Origin of the sequence: Anaeromyxobacter oryzae, from assembly GCF_023169945.1 — a bacterium.
Taxonomy (GTDB): Bacteria; Myxococcota; Myxococcia; order Myxococcales; family Anaeromyxobacteraceae; genus Anaeromyxobacter; species Anaeromyxobacter oryzae.
The window spans coordinates 3,311,605-3,327,443 of record NZ_AP025591.1; the positions used below are offsets into that span (position 1 = coordinate 3,311,605).

A 15,839-nucleotide genomic window follows, 5' to 3' on the forward strand; every position below is an offset into this window, starting at 1 on the left:
AGTCGTGCCCGTGAGCGAAGGCGCACCGATGCCCAGCACGGCGGAGCCGGCGCGCGATCGTGTTTGTCGTGGGGGAGGTCCGGAAGCGATGCCGATGGCGCACTAACCGTACGCTGCGCACGCCACGCCGTGCATAACGCGCAGCAGGTACGTGCCAGCGGGGAACACGACCTCTTCCTCCCCGGCGCGCCGCGCTGCCCACGCGTCGCGGTACGATTTCACGAACTCCACGAGCCGGCCGAGCGCCTCGATCCGCTTCCACTTGTCTCGCCCGGCGACCCGCGGGTTGAGGGTCCGGCGGGGCTCGCCCGGCGCAGGACGAGCCGTCGGCTTCTGCGCGAGCACGCGGGCGACGCCGAGGAACCCTCGACGTACGCAGTGAAGGGACCGCGCTTCCGCCTCCCGCTCCTCGAGTGCGTGCAGCAGCTCCGTCCTGAACTGCTCGGCGGAAGCGAACCCGGGCGGTGTCGTGAGCGGGAGCGTCACCTGGTCCGGCATCACGCCCTTCGGGTCGAAGAAGTGCTTCGGGCGCGTCGCCGCGAGCGGATCGCCGCCGATGCACTCTGGTGCGGACCAGAGGCCGGGCCACGCGCTGCCGGATCCGACCAGGCCCGCGGCCACGGGGTTCGCGAGCACGTACGCGATCTTGTCGACGATGTCGCTCGGCGAGACGAGCTTCACCGCGCTGTAGCTGTTCGGTGCCCAGAACGCCTCCCAACGGCTGAGCGCCGCGTTGACCGCGCGAGCGACGAGGGCATCGAGGAACTGGTGGAACGCCGGAAGCCGCGCGTCGAGGTCGGTCACGACGAGGTGGAAGTGGTTCGATAGCACGCAGAATGCGTGGACCTGGATCCCGAACCGGCGCGCCGCGACCACAAGCAGATACAGGAAGAGCTGGTTGGTCGCCCTGGAGGGCCTCAGGAGGAACTGCCGCTGAGCACAGCGGCGGGTGACGAGGTACGTCGTCCCCGGGAGCACCTGGCGTGGCGAAGTCATGCGGCGTGCCGAGGCACCGAGCGTGCCCGGGCACAGCGCAGTTGAATCCGGCACTTGCCCGGCGGTGACCGGTCGCGAAACGGTCGCCCGGTCCGAGTCGTAGAACTCTCGGTCTGAAACGACGTCGCGGCGGGGAGCCTGCGCGGGCGCCTGGGCACGTGGCGCGTGAAGCGACGCTGAAGACGACGAAGCCCCGGCCCGCCGTGCGCGGACCGGGGCTTCTGGCTGCTGGCGAAGCGAGGCGTTACTTCTGCGCCGCCGCGGCGGTCTTGGCGACCTCCTCGGCCAGGTTCTCCTGCTTCTTCTCGAGGCCCTCGCCGAGGACGAAGCGGGCGAAGCGGCGGACCTGGATGTTCTCGCCGATCTTCGCGACCGCCTCGGTCACGACGTCCTGGATCTTCTTCTTGTCGTCCTTCACGAAGAGCTGCTCGAGGAGGCAGACCTCCGAGTAGAACTTCTCGAGCTTGCCCTGCGCGATCTTCTCGAGGATCGCCTCGGGCTTCTTCTGCTCGCGCATCTGCGCCTTCGCGATCTCGAGCTCCTTCGAGACGAGCTCGGGCGGGACCTCCTCGCGGCGGACGTAGAGCGGCGCGGCGGCGGCGATCTGCATCGCGATGTCCTTCACGAGCGCCTGGAAGCCCTCGGTGCGCGCGACGAAGTCGGTCTCGCAGTTCACCTCCACGAGGACGCCGATCTTGCCGCCCATGTGGATGTAGCTCGCGACGGCGCCCTCGGTGGCGGCGCGGCCGGTCTTCTTCGCGGCGGCGGAGAGGCCCTTCTTCCGGAGCACCTCCTCGGCCTTCGCGGGATCGCCGCCCGCCTCCGTGAGCGCCTTCTTGCAGTCCATCATCCCGGCGCCGGTCTTCTCCCGGAGCTCCGACACCATCTTCGCGCTGATCTCGGCCACGTCCTCTGCTCCCTTCGTTCTCTTCCGTAAAATGATGGGGGCGGGCCACGCGGGCCCGCCCCCGGTTCCATCCTAGAAACCGTGAGCGGTCCTACTGCTTCGCCGCCTCGCCGCCCTCCGCGGGGGCGGCGGTCACCTCGCCCTTGCGGACCACCTCGACGTTGGCGCTGGCGGCGGCGCGGTCCTCGCGCGGCTCGCGGTCGCGGCGCGGGCCGCCACGGCGATCGCGGCGATCACGCCGATCCTTCTGGCCGCGCTCGCTGGCCGCGTCGCGGTCCTCCTCGCCCTCGCGCCGCTCGTCGCGGCCGCCGTGCTCGGCGACCCACGCGCCGTAGCGCGCCTTGCCCTCGATGCACGCCTCGGCGACCTTGCCAGTGAAGAGCCGGATCGACCGGATCGCGTCGTCGTTCCCGGGGATCACGTAGTCGATGCCCTCGGGATCGCAGTTCGTGTCGACGACCGCGACCACCGGGATGCCGAGGCGGTTCGCCTCGTGCACCGCGATGTGCTCCTTCTTCGTGTCGATGACGAAGAGGGCGGAGGGGAGCCGGGAGAGCTCCTTCACGCCGCCGAGGTTCTTCTCGAGCTTCTCGCGCTCGCGCTCGAGCTGGGCGACCTCCTTCTTCGGGAGGCGCTCGTAGGTGCCGTCACCCGCCATCTTCTCGATGGTCTTCAGGCGGTCGATGCCCTGCTTCACGGTCTTGAAGTTCGTCAGCGTGCCGCCCAGCCAGCGGTTCGTGACGAAGAACTGGCCGGCGCGGGAGGCCTCCTCGCGGATGGCGTCCTGGGCCTGCTTCTTCGTGCCGATGAAGAGGACGGTGCCGCCCTTCGCGACCGCGTCCGACACGAAGCGGAGCGCGTTGCGGGCGAGGCCGACCGTCTTCTGCAGGTCGATGATGTAGATGCCGTTGCGGGCGCCGAAGATGTACGGCTTCATCTTCGGGTTCCAGCGCTTCGTCTGGTGGCCGAAGTGGACGCCCGCCTCGAGGAGCTGCTTCATCGTGATGGCGGTCCCGCCCTGGCTCAGGGCGCCGGCCATCGTGGTCGTCTCGGCGGCGACAGGGGCCGCCTCGGGGGCGGGCTGCTGCGGCTGAGTCGTCGGGTCCTGCTGCTGCGTCTCCATGGTTCTCTCCGGTTGTTGTCCGCCACTCCACGGGCGCGCTCGACACCCGGAGAACGCTTCGAAGAGCCGTTCCACCGGAGAGCACCGGAGCGCGCCGTTGCTCGGGAGTGTGTGTATTTGCTTCGTCCGCCGATGCTGCCGGCGGCCCGCGGCCACCCTGGCGCGCGGGAGGGCGGTCATCTAACACAGACGGGCGTCCGCAGCAAGGCCGGAAGCGGGTCGGCGAGACCCGAAATTCTGCTCTCGCGACGCCCGGTTAGCGCGCCGACGCGCCGGCACGCGTCACGGCCGTCGCCGGCGCCACCAGGACAGCTCGACGACCGTGCCATCGTACCCGCGCCAGGCGATGGGGCGGGCGGCCTTCCCCTCACAGGCATGCCGGGCGATCCGCGCTCCGTAGCCGATCGCGCGCCCTCCGCATTCGGGGCAGGTGAACCGGGCCTCGAGGCCGGCGCGGTCCCCGGGGGCGAGTGGCTGGTCGCCTGGGCTCGTGCCCGAGCTACTCTGGGTCGGGGCGGACGCGGCAGTCTGCCGCGGGGCCGGGCCGAAGAGGCCGCGCGCCCGGTAGGCCTCGAGCTCGGCGATCTCGGCCGCCTCGCCGCCGAGGTCCCGGTCGGCGTCGGCGCGGGCCTGGGCGGCGCACGTCGGGCAGGGCGGGAAGCCGAGGCTCCGGGCGACCACGATGGACACGCCCTCCGAGCCGTCCTGCTCCCACTCCTCCGTCGCGTCGACCTCGACGGCGGGCACGCCGGCGGCGGCCAGGGCGGCCTCCTTCTCCGGCTCGACGGCGTGCGTGACCAGCACCTCGAGCGCGAGCCGCGGGGCACCGCCGCGGGAGACGAGCACGTCGGCGCGGAGCAGGCCGACCGCGCCCTCCGGCTCCGCGCGGTCGCCCTCCTCCGCGAGGTCGCGCGGGGCGAGGCGCCGGCACGAGGGGCAGCGGGCGAGCACGGTCACGCGCCGGACGCCGCCGAACGCGTCGGCGCAGAGCGCGAGGAGCCGCTCCTTCGCGTCGAGGTGGAGCGCGGTCTCGGGCGCGGTGAGCGGGCAGGTGGAGCCGGGCAGGTGCGCGAAGTGCCGGGCGCGGACCTCGCCGAGGTGCGGCACGAGGGGCTCGCCGCAGCCGAGGCACGTGAAGGGCCCGCGCGCGCGCCGGTCCTTCGGATCCACCCGGGCGACGTGGAGCTTGTTCCCGTCGCGATCGCGGGCCCAGGCGAGCTGCACCGAATCCGACCACCCTGAGCGTAGCGCACGCGGAGCGTGCGCGGAGTCGAAGGGGAGCCCGGAGCGCACCGGCGCGCGGATCGGGCCGCCGGCGGCCGCGACGGCGGGATGCTTCACGGGGGTGCGCCGGCGCGGCATCGGCGGGAGTCTAGCCGATGAGCGCCGCCACGCTCCCCTCCCGGGCTCCTGCGGTCCCCGGCGCGGCGGGGTAGGTGATTCCGACGAGGAGGATTCGATGGCACTCGAGGTCGGCAAGAAGGCGCCGGACTTCGCGCTCCCCGACGAGAACGGGGAGGTCGTGAAGCTCTCGCACTTCAAGGGCAAGCGCGTGGTGGTCTTCTTCTACCCGAAGGCGAACACCTCGGGTTGAACGCAGGAGGCCAGCGACTTCCGTGACGAAGTCGACGCGTTCGAGAAGCACGACGTGGCGGTGCTGGGCATCTCGAAGGACTCCCCCGACGCGCAGCGGAAGTGGAAGGAGAAGCTCGAGCTGCCGTTCCCGCTCCTCTCCGATCCCGACGCGAAGGTGCAGAAGGCGTGGGGCGCCTGGGGCGAGAAGAACATGTACGGGAAGACCGTCGAGGGGACGATCCGGACCACCGTCCTCGTCGGCCCCGACGGCAAGGTGGAGAAGGTCTTTCCGAAGGTGAAGGTGGACGGCCACGTGGCGGACGTGCTCGGGAGCCTGTAGAACCGCGGCTCCATGTCCAAGCCGCACCGCCTCCGCCCGCCCCGCAACGACCTCGTCGACGCCCTCGTCCTCGAGGTGCACGGCCTCGTCCACGACCAGGGCTGGCTCGCCGACCGCGCGCTCGAGCGCGTCCTGCGGCGCGAGCGCAAGCTCTGGGCGAACGAGCGTCGCACCGTGGCGGAGGCCGTCTACGGGATCCTCCGCTCCCAGGGGCAGCTCGACTGGCTCCTCGGCGGCAAGCCCGACCTCGCCACGCGCTACGCCGCGTGGCTCGTCCGCACCGGCGGCGCGACGGTCCCCGAGGCGGCGCGCCGCGTGGCGGTCCAGGCGAGCGCGCTCGCCGGGCTCGAGGGCGGCGACGCGCGGATCGCGGCCATCGCCGATCCCATGGAGAAGCTCGCGGTGGAGGCGTCGCTCCCGCGCTGGATCGTCGAGCGCCTCGTGGCGGAGCGGGGCGAGGAGGAGGCGCGGGCGCTCGCGAAGGTGGTGAACGCGCGGGCTCCGCTCACGGTCCGGGCGAACCTCCTCGTGAACGATCGGGAGAAGCTCCGGGCGCGCCTCGCCGAGGAGGGCGTCGGCGCCGAGCCGACCCGCTTCTCGCCGTGGGGGCTCGTCCTCGACGGCCACCAGAACGCGTTCGCCCTGGCGTCCTTCCAGGACGGCGGCTTCGAGATCCAGGACGAGGGCAGCCAGCTCATCGCGCTCGCCTGCGGGGCGCGGCCGGGCAAGCTCGTCGTGGACGCCTGCTCCGGCGCGGGGGGCAAGGCGCTCGCGCTCGCCGCGGAGATGCACAACAAGGGCGATCTCTTCGCCCTCGACTCGGATCCGGGGCGGCTCGACGAGGGGAAGCGCCGCGCGCGCCGCGCCCACGTGCACAACCTCCGCACCCGGCCCGTGCCGGCCGGTCCGGAGGCGGCCGCCGCGATCGCCGACCTCGAGGGCCGGGCCGACGTCGTGCTCGTCGACGCGCCGTGCAGCGGCCTCGGCACCCTCCGCCGGAAGCCCGACGCGCGCTGGCGCCTCAAGCCGGACGATCCCGAGCGCTTCGCGGTGCTGCAGAAGGAGCTGCTCGGCCGGTTCGCGGCGCTGGTCAAGCCGGGCGGCCGGCTCGTCTACGCGACCTGCGCCATGGGCCGGACCGAGAACGCGGACGTCGCGGAGCACGCGGAGAAGGTGCTCGGGCTCCTCCCGGCACCGCTCGCGCCGCTCCTCGGCGCGGAGCGGGCCGCCGCGCTCGGCGTGGAGGGGAACCGGCTCGAGCTCTTCCCGCACAAGCACGGGACGGACGGGTTCTTCATGGCGGCGTTCACGCGGCCGAAGTAGCGGGGCGAGAGGAAGCGAGCGTGCCCGAGCTCCCCGAGGTCGAGATCGCCGCGCGGAACCTCCGCGGCTGGACGGAGGGGCGGACCCTCGTACGCGCCGATCCGGATGCGAAGGCGAAGCGGATCTTCCGGCCCGCGACACCGGCGTCCTTCGCCGCCGCGGTGGCGGGCGCGCGGTTCGGCGAGGTCCGCCGCATCGGGAAGCACCTCCTCGTCGCGCTCGAGAAGGACGCGGCGCCGGTGGGGCTCCTCGTCCACCTCGGGATGACCGGGAAGTGGCTCCGGCGCGAGGAGGGCGACCCGCCCACGCGCTTCTCCCGCGCGCGGCTGCACCTCGACGACGGCTCCGTGCTGCACTTCGACGACCTGCGCCTGTTCGGGCGCCTGCGCGTCGTCCCCGCGGCGCGCTTCCACGAGGTCCCGGAGGTGGCCAAGCTCGGCCGCGATCCGCTCGAGCACGGGATCGACGTCGACGTCCTCGCCGAGGCGCTCGGGCGCTCGCGGCTGCCGGTGAAGGTCCGGATCATGGACCAGGCGATCCTCCCCGGCGTCGGCAACATCTACGCGAGCGAGGCGCTCTTCCGCGCGAAGATCGACCCGCGCCGCAAGGCGAACGACCTCTCCCGTGCCGAGGCGAGGCGGCTCGCCGGAACCGTCATCGAGGCGATGCGCGAGGGCATCGCGCGGCAGGAGGGCCCGGAGATCACCTACGTCGAGGAGGGGGGCGAGAACCCGTTCCTCGTCTACGCGCGTGAGGGCGAGCCCTGCCCGCGGTGCAAGAAGGGGAGGATCGTCCGGGTGGTGCAGGCGCAGCGGTCGACGTTCTTCTGCCCGCGCTGCCAGAAGTAGCGCGGCACTTGCCTCCGCCCACGCTCCCGACGGTAGACTCGCGCGGGATGCGTCCCGAGGACCTCGCCCGCCTGTCCGTGACCGAGCTCCGCGTCCGGCTCCTGGATCGCGGCGAGCCGCTCGGCGAGGCGTGCGAGGCGGCGCTCGCGGTCGATCCGCGGGCGGGCGCCCGCGAGATCCTCCGCCTCGTCCTGAAGCGCCGGCACGAGAACCGCGCGGAGGGGCAGCGGCTCCGGCACCTGCTCCGGTTCGAGACCGAGCTCTGGGAGCGGGGCGTCGTCCACGTGGCGGGCGTGGACGAGGCGGGCATGGCGCCGCTCGCCGGCCCGGTCGTGGCAGGCGCCTGCATCCTGCCGCACGACTACCGTCCCCGGGGGATCGACGACTCGAAGCAGCTCGACCGCTGCGAGCGCGAGCGGCTCGCGGAGGACATCCGCCGGAACGCGATCTGCTGGGCGACGGCGCGCGCCGAGGTGGACGAGATCGATCGCCTGAACATCTACCGGGCCGGGCTCCTCGCGCTCACGCGCGCGGTGCGGGGGCTCGCGACCTGCCCCGAGCACGTCCTCGTCGACGCGCGAAAGCTCGCGGAGCTGCCGCTCCCGCAGACGCCGATCGTCCACGGCGACGCGCTGTCGCTCACGATCGCGGCCGCCTCGATCCTCGCGAAGACCACCCGCGACGCCCTCATGCGCGAGCTCGACGGAATTCACCCCGGGTACGGCTTCGCCCGTCACAAGGGCTACCCGACCGCCGAGCACTTCGACGCGCTGCGGAGGCTCGGGGCGTGCCCCATCCATCGCCGCTCCTTCGCCCCGGTGCGGCAGGCGCTCGGCCTCGAGCCGGTGCAGGGGGACCTCTTCGGAGCGCCCGCCGTCCCGGTCGAGATCGTCGAGGACGAGGTCGAATGACGCAGCCGGATCTCGGCACGGCATTTGACGCAGAGGCGCTCAGTCGCTAGAACGACCGGAAGGACGAGCCCGACGGTGCAGGCGCGTTCCCTCCTCCGAGGATCTCCCCCGGCGAGGGCGCCCCCCGATCCGGCGACGACATGCACGAGCGATCCCCTTCCGACCTCCGCGACCAGGCCTTCTCCGCAGCAGACCTCGACGAAGAGACCCGCGAGCGCCGCCCTCCACCGGGCCTGGCGCTGGATCCCCCCGACGATCCCCCTCCCGAGCACCCGCCGGAGATCCCGGTGGACCGGCTCGACCAGGACGCGCTGAAGGTCATCGCGCGCCTCCGCCACATGCGCCACAAGGCGTACTTCGTGGGCGGCTGCGTACGCGACCTGCTCCTCGGCGCGAAGCCGAAGGACTTCGACGTCGCCACCGACGCGCATCCCGGCGAGGTCCGCGCGATCTTCCGGAATTGCCGCCTCATCGGCCGGCGCTTCCGGCTCGCCCACGTCTACTTCCGCGGCGGCAAGGTCATCGAGGTCGCGACCTTCCGGAAGAACCCGACCGACCTCGCGGAGGACATCGCCGAGGGCGGCGACGCGGCGGGCGACCTGCTCATCACCCGGGACAACGTCTTCGGCACCGCCGAGGAGGACGCGGTCCGCCGCGACTTCACGGTGAACGGGCTCTTCTACGAGGTCGCCACCGGCGAGGTGATCGACTACGTGGGCGGGCGCGCCGATCTCGAGGCGCACCGCATCGCGACCATCGGCGACCCCGAGATCCGCATCCGCGAGGATCCCGTCCGGTCGCTCCGTGCCATCCGCTTCGCGTCCCGGCTCGGCTTCACTATCGCGCCGGACACGTTCGAGGCGATGCGGCGCCACGCCGGCGAGCTCGCTCGCTGCGCGCCGGCGCGCGTGCTCGAGGAGATCTTCAAGGTACTCCGCTGCGGCGGCTCCGCTCGCGCCTTCGAGCTCATGCGGGCGTGCGGCGCGCTCCAGGTGATCCTCCCCGCGGTCGGGATGGCGCTCGACTCCTGGAGCGAGCCCCGCCGGAAGGGCTTCTTCGCCCACCTCGCCGCGCTCGATCGGCTCGTGCGCTCCAGCGAGGACGTCTCGGAGGCGGTCCTCCTGGGCGCGCTCCTCATGCACCTCGCCCCCGCGCCGCGCGAGGACGCGCCGGCGGAGCCGGGCGCGCGCCCCGCGAACCCGCACGCGCCCCGCTTCGCGGAGGCGGAGGCGTTCCTCGCTTCGCTCGTGCAGACGTCGCGGCTGCCGCGGAAGATCGCGGAGCGGACGCGGCTCGCGCTCAACGGGCAGCGCATGTTCCGGGAGCCGCCGAAGAAGAAGCGCCGCCGGGGCCGCGGCCTCGCGGGCCAGGTGTACTTCCAGGACGCGCTCCAGCTCCTCGAGATCAGCGTCGGCGCCACCGGAGAGGGGGCGGAGATCCTCGAGCGGTTCCGCGGGTCCGACGACGAGACGCCGCACGCCGGCGAGCCCGGCGAGCACCCGCGCCACGGCCAGGGCCGCGGCGCGCACCGCGGCGAGGCCGGTCGCGAGGGCCGTACCGGGACCCGCCCGCCGCGGGACGCCGTCGCGGTGGAGGCCGAGGCGCAGGCCGAGGTCGCCGAGCTGCTGGAGGGCGACGCGGCCGCCGGCGAGCACGAGGCCGGCGACGAGGCCGAAGAGGGCGTCGTCGAGGTCGCGGCCGAGCTCGAGGCCGGGACCGGCGCCGCCGGACGGCCCGGGCCGGACGGCGCGGCCGGCGGCGAGGGCGCGCACCCGGGTGGCCGGCGCAGGCGTCGCCGCCGCGGCGGCCGTCGCCGTCGCCGTCGCGGCGTCACCGCGGAGAATCCTGAAGGGGGCGCTCCGCCTCCGGTGGCCGCCGGCGGGGAATGACGGGCCGGCCGGGCGGTCGGGGAAAGCCCGGGAACAGCGGCGCCTTGACCGCCCCCACCGCGCCCGGTACAACCCGCCGACCATGGCGAGCGACAAAGTCCCGCATTCGAAGCCGCGCTACGAGCGAATCCTCCTCAAGCTCTCGGGCGAGGCGCTGATGGGGGACGGGAAGTACGGGATCTCGCCGAAGACGCTCGCCAGCATCGCCCAGGACGTGAAGGACATCGTGGACCTGGGCGTCCAGGTCGCCCTCACGATCGGCGGCGGAAACATCTTCCGCGGCGTCTCCGGCGCCACGGAGGGGATGGACCGCTCCTCGGCCGACTACATGGGGATGCTCGCCACCGTCATCAACTCGATGGCGCTCCAGGACGCGATGGAGAAGATCGGGGTCCCGACCCGGGTCCAGTCCGCCATCGAGATGCACCAGGTCGCGGAGCCGTACATCCGCCGGCGCGCGATCCGCCACCTCGAGAAGGGCCGCGTCGTCATCTTCGCCGCCGGCACCGGCAACCCCTACTTCACCACCGACACCGCCGCCTCGCTCCGCGCCATGGAGATCCACGCGGACGTGCTCCTCAAGGCGACGAAGGTCGACGGCGTCTACAGCGACGACCCGAAGAAGAACCCGACCGCGGTGAAGTTCAAGCAGCTCAGCTACATCGACGTGCTGAAGAAGAACCTCAAGGTGATGGACTCGACCGCCATCTCCCTCTGCATGGACAACGACCTCCCCATCATCGTGTTCGACCTCACCCAGCGCGGCAACGTTCGGAAGGTCGTGCTCGGCGAGGAGATCGGGACCACCGTGGGGCGCCCGAACGCGAAGAGCGCGTAGGCGCGAAGGAGCCGCTCATGAGCGTCGCCGACGACATCCTGAAGGACCTGAACGACCGGATCGCGAAGACCCTCGATCAGCTCCGGCACGACCTCTCCGCCGTCCGCACCGGCCGCGCGTCGCTGCACCTGCTCGACAACGTGAAGGTCGACTACTACGGCACGCCGACGCCGCTGAACCAGGTCGCGACGCTCTCCGTCCCCGAGGCCCGCCTCATCATGGTGAAGCCCTGGGAGAAGAACATGATCCCGGTGATCGAGAAGGCGATCCGGGACGCGAACCTCGGCGTGAACCCGATGAGCGACAAGGACCTCGTGCGGGTCCCGATCCCGCCGCTCACCGAGGAGCGCCGCAAGGAGATCGTGAAGCAGGTGAAGCACAAGGGCGAGGAGCACAAGATCGCCATCCGGAACGAGCGCCGCGACGCGAAGGAGCTCATCGAGGCGTCGGAGAAGGACGGCGACATCGCCGCCGACGACGCGAAGAAGGCGCTCGAGAAGATGCAGAAGGCGACCGATGACGGCGTGAAGAAGATCGACGAGATCGTCGCCGCGAAGGAGAAGGACGTGATGCAGGTCTGAGGACCTGCCGGTGTTCTCCCTCCCGCCGCTCGGGAAGGCCCTCGCAATCTACGGGCCCGTCCTCCTCATCGCGTACGCCGCCGGCGCCATCCGCGTCGTGGCGCACCGCGCCGACCTGCCGGACCGCCGCCGCCGCACGCTCCAGGCGACCTGGGTCGCGCTGCTCCTCGTCGGCGTGCCGCTCTGGCTCGTGCTCGCGGCCGTGCTCCGCATCGGCTGAGCCGAGACGCCCTTCGACTCCGCGCCCGCTGCGCGGGCGCTACGCTCAGGGCGACCGGTGAGGGCGACGCGCGCTGGCGACCGGGGCGGGAGGCGCGCGCTGGCGACCGGGGCGGGAGGCGCGCGCCGGCGACCGGGGCGGGAGGCGCGCCCCGACGCACGCTACCCGAAGATCATCCCGGCGAGCGCCACGAGCCAGAGCGTGTGCGCGATGCCGGCGAGCATGCCGAGGCGCCGCGCCGGCCCATCGGCCGCGACGAGGTCGCCGGTCCCCGCGACGGCGGCCTGCACCGCCGCCCACGCGGGGCGGATCGCGACGACGGTCAGGATCACGCGGGCGAGGGACGCCGCGAGCCCGAGCTCGATGCCCGTGCGGTGGCCGAAGCCCTCGACGCCCCAGACCGCGAGCCCCGTCACGATGGTGCCGACGCCGGCGCCGAGGTCGAGCCCGAGCGCGGGGGCGGCGCGCGCCGCGAGCGCGTCCACCCAGGGCCGGCCCCGCGCGAGCGTCCGGCGGACGTCGCCCGGCATCCAGAGGGCTGCGCCGAGCCACGCGGCGGCGAAGAGCACGTGCAGGAACAGGAGCGCCGACAGGAGCGGAGTTCTCACGGGAGCTTGCCCTCGAGGAGGTCGATGACGGTCTGCAGCACCTGCAGCCGGGACGCGTGCTTGTCGTTCGACGGCACGACGACCCACGGCGCGTCGGGGCGGTGCGTCCGGTCCAGCATGTCGATGATGGCCTTCTCGTAGGCGGGCGCTTTCTTCCGGTTCCGCCAGTCCTCCGGCCCGAGCTTGTAGCGCTTCACGGGATCGGTCTCCCGCTCCTCGAACCGCTTCAGCTGGGTCTTCCGGTCGATGTGGAGGAAGAACTTCACCATCCGCACGCCGTCGGCCGTGAGCGTGCGCTCGAAGGCGTTGATCTCGTCGTACGCGCGCCTCCACGCCGCCTTCGCGGCGATCTTCTCGACGCGCTCGACGAGGACGCGGCCGTACCAGCTCCGATCGAAGACGGCGAGCTCGCCGGTGCCCGGGAGCCGCGTCCAGAAGCGCCACAGCCAGTGGTGCTCCCGCTCCGCCTCGTTCGGCGCGCCGATGGGCCAGACCTTGTAGCCGCGCGGGTCCATGAGCGTCGTGAGCCGCTTGATGGCCCCGCCCTTCCCGGCGGCGTCCCAGCCCTCGAACACGACGATCGCGCGCCCGCCGTCGAGGAAGTTCTTCACCTGCAGCGCGTAGGCGCGCTCCTGCAGCTTCACGACGCGCTTCTCGTACTCCTGCTCGTCGATCTTCTCGGACAGATCGACGTCCTCGAGCGAGATCGTGCCCGGTGGATGGAGTTCGAACGTGAGCGCGCCCGGGACGAGGGCGCCGCGATCGGCGGCCATGACGCGATGAGCCTAGCACCGCACCCGCGGCGAGGCCGCTCCCAGACGAGTATCCAGCCGGGTTCCTGGATTCACCCAGCGTGATCTCAGGTGGTCGCGATGCGGGCGCACCTCAGCACACCATGCGACATGTCCGGTCCCGGCCGTCCGGGGGACCGCCGGGTGGTACTATCACGGGATGTCCGCCCGCTCGATCGTGCGCGCCCTCCTGGTGCTCGCGCCGTTCCTCGTCCACTGCGCCGCCGGCCACGCCGGCGGGGCTCCGCGCGCCGCGAGCTCTCCGGGAGTGGCCTTCCGCTCCGACGCCGGCGGGTACGAGGTCCGGTTCCCCGGCAAGCCGTCCGAGAGCCTCGACGCCGGCAAGAGCGGCGTTCGGCTGCACTTCGCCGCGGCACCGACGCCGGACAAGTCGGTCGGCGCGGTGGTGGGCTGGTGCGATCACTTCGCCGAGGCGAAGGTCGCGCCGGACCGGGTGTTCGACGACGAGCTGAGGGGCATGGGGAAGGCGGACGATCGGGGCCTGAAGCAGGAGCCGCTGCGCTTCGCCGGCCTGCCCGGGCGCGCGTTCCACATCGTCCGGCAGGACGGCCGCGTCGTGGAAGGCCGCATGTTCCTCCGCGACGCGCGCTTCTACATGCTGCTCGCCACGGGGCCCGCCGAGAAGGTGGAGCTCGAGGCGGAGCCGTTCTTCGAGAGCTTCGGGCTCGTCGGCCCCGGCATCCCGGATCCGCCGCGGGCGGCGGCCGCGCAGCGGGTGAGCTTTCCGGAGGCCCACGTCACGCTGGAGATGCACGGCGAGCCGGAGCGGTCGGAGATCGCGGGGGGCGAGGGCGCTCCGGCGGGACGGCTCGTCGCGGCGCGCTCGCACGGTGGCCTCCGCGTCGAGATCGCCACGTTCCACTCGTTCCGCGCGACCACGTTGAAGGACCGCAAGGCGATGCTCGACGCCGTCGTGACGGGGATCGAGCGGAAGGCGGGCGCGCTCTCCGATGGCCGTGACGTGCAGGTGGGCGGCCACCCCGCCCGCGAGTTCCGGACGCAGGTCGCCGGCCTCGACGCGTTCATGCGTGTCGTGATCCTCGACCAGGGGCCGCTGGTGCTCCAGCTGCTGGGGCCGCCCGGGACCGTCGCCCCCGAGGAGGCCGCAGCGTACTTCCGCGCGGTCCGGTTCCAGGGCGGGGGTCGCTAGTACCGGTACCCGTGGGCGATCGGGAACCGCCGCCCCTCGCCGAACGCCTTCTCCGAGACCTTCAGCACCGGCGCCGCCTGCCGGCGCTTGTACTCGCTCGCGACGACCATCCGGAGCACGCGCCGGACCGTCGCCTCGTCGTGGCCGCGCGCGACGATGGCCGTGAGCGGGAGCCGCTCCTCGACGTACGCCTGCAGGATGTCGTCGAGGACCTCGTACGGCGGCAGCGAGTCCTGGTCCACCTGGCCGGGCTTCAGCTCCGCCGAGGGCGGCTTCGTGAACGTGCGCTCCGGGATGAGCGTCCGTCCGGCGCGGCCGTTCGCCGCGCGCGAGACGCGGTACACGAGCGTCTTCGGGACGTCGCCGATCACCGCGAGGCCGCCCGCCATGTCGCCGTAGAGGGTGCAGTACCCGACCGCGAGCTCGCTCTTGTTGCCCGTCGAGAGGACGAGCCCGCCGGTGTCGTTGGAGAGGGCCATCAGGATCTGCCCGCGGATGCGGGCCTGCACGTTCTGCTCCGCGAGGTCGCCGAGGGGGCGCCCCTCGGCGCGCTCGAGCTGGCCCATGAACGCCGCGTGCATCGGCTCGATGGAGATCTCCTGGAAGCGGATCCCGAGGTTCGCCGCGAGCGCCGCCGCGTCCTCGCGGGAGTGATCCGAGCTGTAGCGCGAGGGCATGGCGACCCCGAGCACGTTCTCCGGCCCGACGGCGGCCGCCGCGATGCAGGCGGTGAGCGCGGAGTCGATGCCGCCGGAGAGCCCGACGACGGTCGTGCGGAAGCCGCACTTCCGCACGTAGTCGCGGACGCCGAGCACGAGCGCCTGGAAGACCTCGTCCGCCACGACGTCGGCCGGCGGCGGGCCGGCGGGCGGGAGCGGCGCGCCGTCGAGGCCGAGCACCTCGGAGGCGCCGGTGCGCAGGTCGACGACGACGAGCGCCTCGACGAACAGGGGCGCCCGGGCGACGACCGCGCCGTCCTTCCCCACCAGCATCGAGCCGCCGTCGAAGAGGAGCGCGTCGTTGCCGCCGACCTGGTTCACGTAGGCGATGGGGGCCGCGTGGCTCCGCGCCGACGCGCCGAGCATCCGCTCGCGCAGGGCGGGCTTGCCGATGCTGTAGGGGGACGCGGAGACGTTCACGACGAGCCCGGCGCCGGCCGTCACGAGCTCGGCGATGGGGTCCCGCGCGTACCGCGGCCGGACCCAGAACCGCTTGTCGTTCCAGACGTCCTCGCAGATCGAGAGCCCGAGCTTCAGCGCGAGCCCCTCGGGCGGCTCGGCGGCCGTGGTCGAGGTCGACGGCAGGAAGTAGCGGGTCTCGTCGAAGACGTCGTAGGTGGGGAGGAGCGACTTCCGCCCGATGGCGGCGACGCGGCCCCCGGAGATCAGCGCGGCCGCGTTGTACACCCCCGGCGGCGGCGCCCCCTCCGGCGCCTCCGGGAACCCGACGACCACCGCGACGCCGTGCGACCACGCGGCGGGCTCGGCGAGCTCCGCGAGCGTCCGGCGGGCGCGGTCCAGGAACTCGGGGAGATCGAGGAAGTCGCGCGGCGGATACCCCGACAGCGCCAGCTCCGGGAAGACGACGAGCGAGGCCCCGGCCGCCCGGGACCGCTCGGTGGCGGCGCGGATCTTCGCGGCGTTGCCGGCGAAGTCGCCCACCGTCGTGTTCACCTGCGCGAGCGCGATGCGGGCCGATGGAGCCATGCGGAGAGGATG

Annotated in this window: 16 protein-coding genes; 9 read left to right on the forward strand and 7 right to left on the reverse strand. The window is 72.8% G+C overall.

What is annotated here, in order from left to right:
* Positions 1–102 precede the first annotated feature (102 nt).
* The 4 genes from AMOR_RS14345 to AMOR_RS14360 all read right to left on the reverse strand — a co-directional run bounded on the left by AMOR_RS14345 (position 103) and on the right by AMOR_RS14360 (position 4,250).
* The gene (locus AMOR_RS14345) at positions 103–996 is read right to left on the reverse strand and encodes a hypothetical protein (protein ID WP_248362361.1); all 894 of its coding nucleotides are present in this window, start codon (positions 994–996) and stop codon (positions 103–105) included.
* 244 nt (positions 997–1,240) lie between these two features.
* On the reverse strand, positions 1,241–1,903 hold the full coding sequence (gene tsf, locus AMOR_RS14350; protein WP_248362364.1) for a translation elongation factor Ts: 663 nt from the start codon (positions 1,901–1,903) through the stop codon (positions 1,241–1,243).
* A 91-nt stretch (positions 1,904–1,994) separates the two neighbouring features.
* Positions 1,995–2,942 (reverse strand): 30S ribosomal protein S2, encoded by a 948-nt coding sequence (gene rpsB, locus AMOR_RS14355; protein WP_248362523.1) that lies wholly within the window; start codon positions 2,940–2,942, stop codon positions 1,995–1,997.
* A gap of 366 nt (positions 2,943–3,308) precedes the next feature.
* Positions 3,309–4,250 (reverse strand): competence protein CoiA family protein, encoded by a 942-nt coding sequence (locus AMOR_RS14360; RefSeq protein ID WP_248362367.1) that lies wholly within the window; start codon positions 4,248–4,250, stop codon positions 3,309–3,311.
* A 235-nt stretch (positions 4,251–4,485) separates the two neighbouring features.
* Between AMOR_RS14360 and bcp the strand changes: the two genes are divergently transcribed.
* The 8 genes from bcp (at position 4,486) to AMOR_RS14400 (ending at position 11,551) form a co-directional block, all read left to right on the forward strand.
* Positions 4,486–4,941, forward strand: coding sequence for a thioredoxin-dependent thiol peroxidase (gene bcp, locus AMOR_RS14365; protein ID WP_248362370.1), 456 nt, complete (start codon positions 4,486–4,488; stop codon positions 4,939–4,941).
* A gap of 12 nt (positions 4,942–4,953) precedes the next feature.
* Positions 4,954–6,264, forward strand: coding sequence for an RsmB/NOP family class I SAM-dependent RNA methyltransferase (locus tag AMOR_RS14370; protein WP_248362372.1), 1,311 nt, complete (start codon positions 4,954–4,956; stop codon positions 6,262–6,264).
* A 20-nt stretch (positions 6,265–6,284) separates the two neighbouring features.
* Complete coding sequence (gene mutM / locus AMOR_RS14375; protein ID WP_248362375.1) at positions 6,285–7,112, forward strand: bifunctional DNA-formamidopyrimidine glycosylase/DNA-(apurinic or apyrimidinic site) lyase; 828 nt, start codon at positions 6,285–6,287, stop codon at positions 7,110–7,112.
* Positions 7,113–7,159: 47 nt separating this feature from the next.
* Positions 7,160–8,023 (forward strand): ribonuclease HII, encoded by an 864-nt coding sequence (locus AMOR_RS14380; RefSeq protein WP_248362379.1) that lies wholly within the window; start codon positions 7,160–7,162, stop codon positions 8,021–8,023.
* Between the two features lie 140 nt (positions 8,024–8,163).
* Positions 8,164–9,912 (forward strand): polynucleotide adenylyltransferase PcnB, encoded by a 1,749-nt coding sequence (gene pcnB / locus AMOR_RS14385; RefSeq protein WP_248362381.1) that lies wholly within the window; start codon positions 8,164–8,166, stop codon positions 9,910–9,912.
* Positions 9,913–9,994: 82 nt separating this feature from the next.
* Complete coding sequence (gene pyrH, locus AMOR_RS14390; RefSeq protein WP_248362384.1) at positions 9,995–10,750, forward strand: UMP kinase; 756 nt, start codon at positions 9,995–9,997, stop codon at positions 10,748–10,750.
* Positions 10,751–10,767: 17 nt separating this feature from the next.
* Positions 10,768–11,331: a ribosome recycling factor gene (gene frr, locus AMOR_RS14395; RefSeq protein WP_248362386.1), complete on the forward strand. Its 564-nt coding sequence runs from the start codon at positions 10,768–10,770 to the stop codon at positions 11,329–11,331.
* 10 nt (positions 11,332–11,341) lie between these two features.
* Complete coding sequence (locus tag AMOR_RS14400) at positions 11,342–11,551, forward strand: hypothetical protein (RefSeq protein WP_248362388.1); 210 nt, start codon at positions 11,342–11,344, stop codon at positions 11,549–11,551.
* Between the two features lie 161 nt (positions 11,552–11,712).
* On the opposite strand, the gene AMOR_RS14405 is transcribed toward AMOR_RS14400, so the two are convergent.
* Positions 11,713–12,159: a hypothetical protein gene (locus tag AMOR_RS14405; protein WP_248362391.1), complete on the reverse strand. Its 447-nt coding sequence runs from the start codon at positions 12,157–12,159 to the stop codon at positions 11,713–11,715.
* Entirely contained in the window at positions 12,156–12,932 is a 777-nt protein-coding gene (locus tag AMOR_RS14410) for a polyphosphate kinase 2 family protein (protein WP_248362394.1), read from the reverse strand. Before AMOR_RS14410 ends, AMOR_RS14405 begins: the two co-directional genes overlap by 4 nt.
* A gap of 178 nt (positions 12,933–13,110) precedes the next feature.
* Between AMOR_RS14410 and AMOR_RS14415 the strand changes: the two genes are divergently transcribed.
* Positions 13,111–14,121, forward strand: coding sequence for a hypothetical protein (locus AMOR_RS14415; RefSeq protein ID WP_248362397.1), 1,011 nt, complete (start codon positions 13,111–13,113; stop codon positions 14,119–14,121).
* On the opposite strand, the gene AMOR_RS14420 is transcribed toward AMOR_RS14415, so the two are convergent.
* Positions 14,118–15,827: an NAD+ synthase gene (locus AMOR_RS14420; RefSeq protein WP_248362400.1), complete on the reverse strand. Its 1,710-nt coding sequence runs from the start codon at positions 15,825–15,827 to the stop codon at positions 14,118–14,120. The two genes, AMOR_RS14415 and AMOR_RS14420, sit on opposite strands and share 4 nt — an antisense overlap.
* Positions 15,828–15,839 lie beyond the last annotated feature (12 nt).